We start from the raw sequence: 2,578 nt of genomic DNA on the forward strand, positions 1-2,578 counted from the left end.
CTGACAATATGTAACATTATCATTAAATACAATTATGCCAGTTATTTTTATTCGCAAAATGCTAATAATGTGGCATACACGCCAGTATGAAAACATTGTTAACTTTTTAAGTTCTGAATGGTATGTCGCTTGTGCAGTTAAAAGTGCAGATCATTGAAAGTATTGTACGGTTTTGTTGGCCGGAGACTGTTTCATCGTCGCGGATAATGAGCAGAATTATCTGTCCACTATATCTGGGGCAGGCTGAAAACATGGAATGGTTGGTTATGGATGCTGAAATTCTGTCATTTATGAAACAATTTCATTTGTGGTACTATAAAAATAGTTTTTCTGATTTACCTGAGCTGTGAATATGGCATACTGCAGATGTTACCCGGCCGCACTCATACCGGGTAACGAACTGTGTATTGTGATGATTTTTTTATTACAGGGGGATGATCGTGATCAATAAGATTTGCCAGGTAATTGACGGGGAGTACGTCTGCGACATTGATATCACTGTGGAAGAATGGAAAGCTCTGTTAATGAATGAAAAGGTTTTTGACTCTAAAAGTATTGAGGCGTTAAAAAAATGGTATATTGAACCAAATCATTCCTGCACATGTTTCGATATAGGCAAAAAGTACGAACAGCACAGTATGAGTGCTAATGGCGTTATTAACGGGCTCGGTGGTAGAGTTCAAAAAGAGCTTGGCAGATTTGAAGTTAAAGGGATCGGCAATATAGCACCCGGCACAAAATTCATTACAGTCATGAAGAGTAAAGAAACCGGTGAAAAACCAAAAAGATACTTATGGACTATTCGTGATGAACTTGTTCAGGCAATTAAAGAACTGGATTTTTTTGGGTCGGAAGAAATAACCACCAATGAGTATTACTCAGACGATGAGTTGATCAACGCCATGGAGGCGAATAATACATTTGATGTCGCGCAGACATTTGAATATACAGGGGAAGCTAAACCAAAGAAACATGCAACAGAAGTAAAAAATGGCGTCTCGTACCCAAGAAGTAAAGGGGTTTCAAAAAATGCACTGAACAAAGCAGGTTACAGATGTGAAGTCGATGGCGAACACCCAACCTTCAGAAGGCGTAACTCTCCCCTGAATTATACTGAACCTCATCACATTGTACCTATGTCCAGGCAGGATGACTTTAACACTTCGCTTGACGTCGAAGAAAATATAATATCGCTGTGTTGCAATTGCCATAAGCAAATTCACCTCGGACAGGGATATGAAGAAATGCTTGAGAAAATATATAATGAGAGAAAGGAGTTGTTAAAACAGGTAGCTATCGATATATCTCTGGAGGATTTGATTCGCTATTATAAAGGACAGAACAGGTGAATGTTATTCAATAGTAATGCTTTTACCTTACTTACAGAGAATGTCATTATTTCCTGGCAGTTACCGATTTGGCGCGTAAAAATACAAAACCCGAAATTAATCGGGTTTGAATTATTTAACGATTAACAAACTCCTGTGTCCAGGAATGATGTAAAATCACGCTTATCGTGACATTTCTGCAAATTTTACTTTTGAGTATCAAGCCATTTATTCATCTGCTCAATTTCACCTTTTTGAGCTTTAATGATGTCCTGCGCGAGCTTTCTCATTTCGGGATCTTTTCCGTATTTTAGCTCAGTCTCAGCCATTGCTATTGCCCCTTCATGGTGTGCTACCATGCCTTTCGCAAAAGCCTTGTCGGGATCGGATTCATTTACAGCAGTCATCATTTTGTCATGCATGTCTTTCATGCCAGCCATATATTCCTGTGACGAAGCTGAGGTAGACATATCAGTCATTTTCATTTCTGAATGTTCTGCTGAAATCGCTGGCAGGGATAACATTAATACTGCAAATAAAGTGTTTCTGGCTTTCATAAAAAATATCCTTTTAGCGTTGATACCCGTTAACTGTAGCAGAATCTGATAAAAATTCCCCCTGTAGGGGGCAAAGATGTTGCAATATATCCGGTTACGGAAAAATCTATCAAGGAAATCAGGACTGCAAAGATACTACCATCGCCGTCAGCCTGCATTGAGCATACGACGATGCGCTTCGGCCATGGCCTGATGTGGGCCGGACTGACCGTTATTCATAAATTCATGGGCAACTGCAGCTCTTTCATGCTCATTCATTGCCGCGAATGACTTTGACGGCCCGGTAGGGGAAACGGTCTGACTTCCCATCATCCTCTGATGACTTTCCACCATTTTCTGGTGCGCATCCGCCGACCCGTTCGTCATGGTTTCATGGGCAATAATGGCCTGTTCATGCTGGTCCATACCGGTCATACGAGGAGCCGTCCCCTGGATCACGGCAGGAGCCGCAGCAGACTGCATCTGGTGAGCTGGCGCCTGCGCATTGTTGACGCGCTCATGGATATTCACGGTTTCAGTGGCCCAGGCCGAAGAAATTAAACTAAAGCCCAGCAAGGATGCTAATACGATATTTTTCATGATAACTCTCCATTTCTTAATTAGTGATGTCCGGGGGACTACAACCGGTGTTTTCAGTTCCATAACTGAAACAGGCTCGGCAGTGTTTATTTCTCCGGGAGGGGACTGGATATT

Annotated in this window: 3 protein-coding genes; 1 reads left to right on the top strand and 2 read right to left on the bottom strand. The window is 41.6% G+C overall.

Annotation, left to right across the window (positions count from 1 at the left end; translation table 11 throughout):
• Positions 1-440: 440 nt before the first annotated feature.
• Positions 441-1,349, top strand: a complete 909-nt coding sequence (locus ACKLKD_RS27680) for an HNH endonuclease (protein WP_032413428.1) — start codon at positions 441-443, stop codon at positions 1,347-1,349.
• Positions 1,350-1,534: 185 nt separating this feature from the next.
• Here ACKLKD_RS27680 and ACKLKD_RS27685 read toward each other — a convergent pair whose 3' ends face one another.
• Together ACKLKD_RS27685 and silE are read right to left on the bottom strand one after the other, a co-directional pair.
• Positions 1,535-1,885 carry a DUF305 domain-containing protein gene (locus ACKLKD_RS27685; protein ID WP_004187110.1) on the bottom strand — a complete coding sequence of 117 codons (351 nt, stop codon included), beginning with the start codon at positions 1,883-1,885 and terminating at the stop codon, positions 1,535-1,537.
• A 147-nt stretch (positions 1,886-2,032) separates the two neighbouring features.
• The gene (gene silE, locus ACKLKD_RS27690) at positions 2,033-2,464 is read right to left on the bottom strand and encodes a silver-binding protein SilE (protein WP_032413339.1); all 432 of its coding nucleotides are present in this window, start codon (positions 2,462-2,464) and stop codon (positions 2,033-2,035) included.
• Positions 2,465-2,578 lie beyond the last annotated feature (114 nt).

It is taken from the genome of Klebsiella sp. 10982 (genome assembly GCF_048589245.1).
Taxonomy (GTDB): domain Bacteria; phylum Pseudomonadota; class Gammaproteobacteria; order Enterobacterales; family Enterobacteriaceae; genus Klebsiella; species Klebsiella quasivariicola.

Excerpts from the sequence above, each read along its gene's own strand:
- silE (WP_032413339.1), bottom strand. The coding sequence starts at position 2,464 with ATGAAAAATATCGTATTAGCATCCTTGCTGGGCTTTAGTTTAATTTCT.
- ACKLKD_RS27685 (WP_004187110.1), bottom strand. The coding sequence starts at position 1,885 with ATGAAAGCCAGAAACACTTTATTTGCAGTATTAATGTTATCCCTGCCA.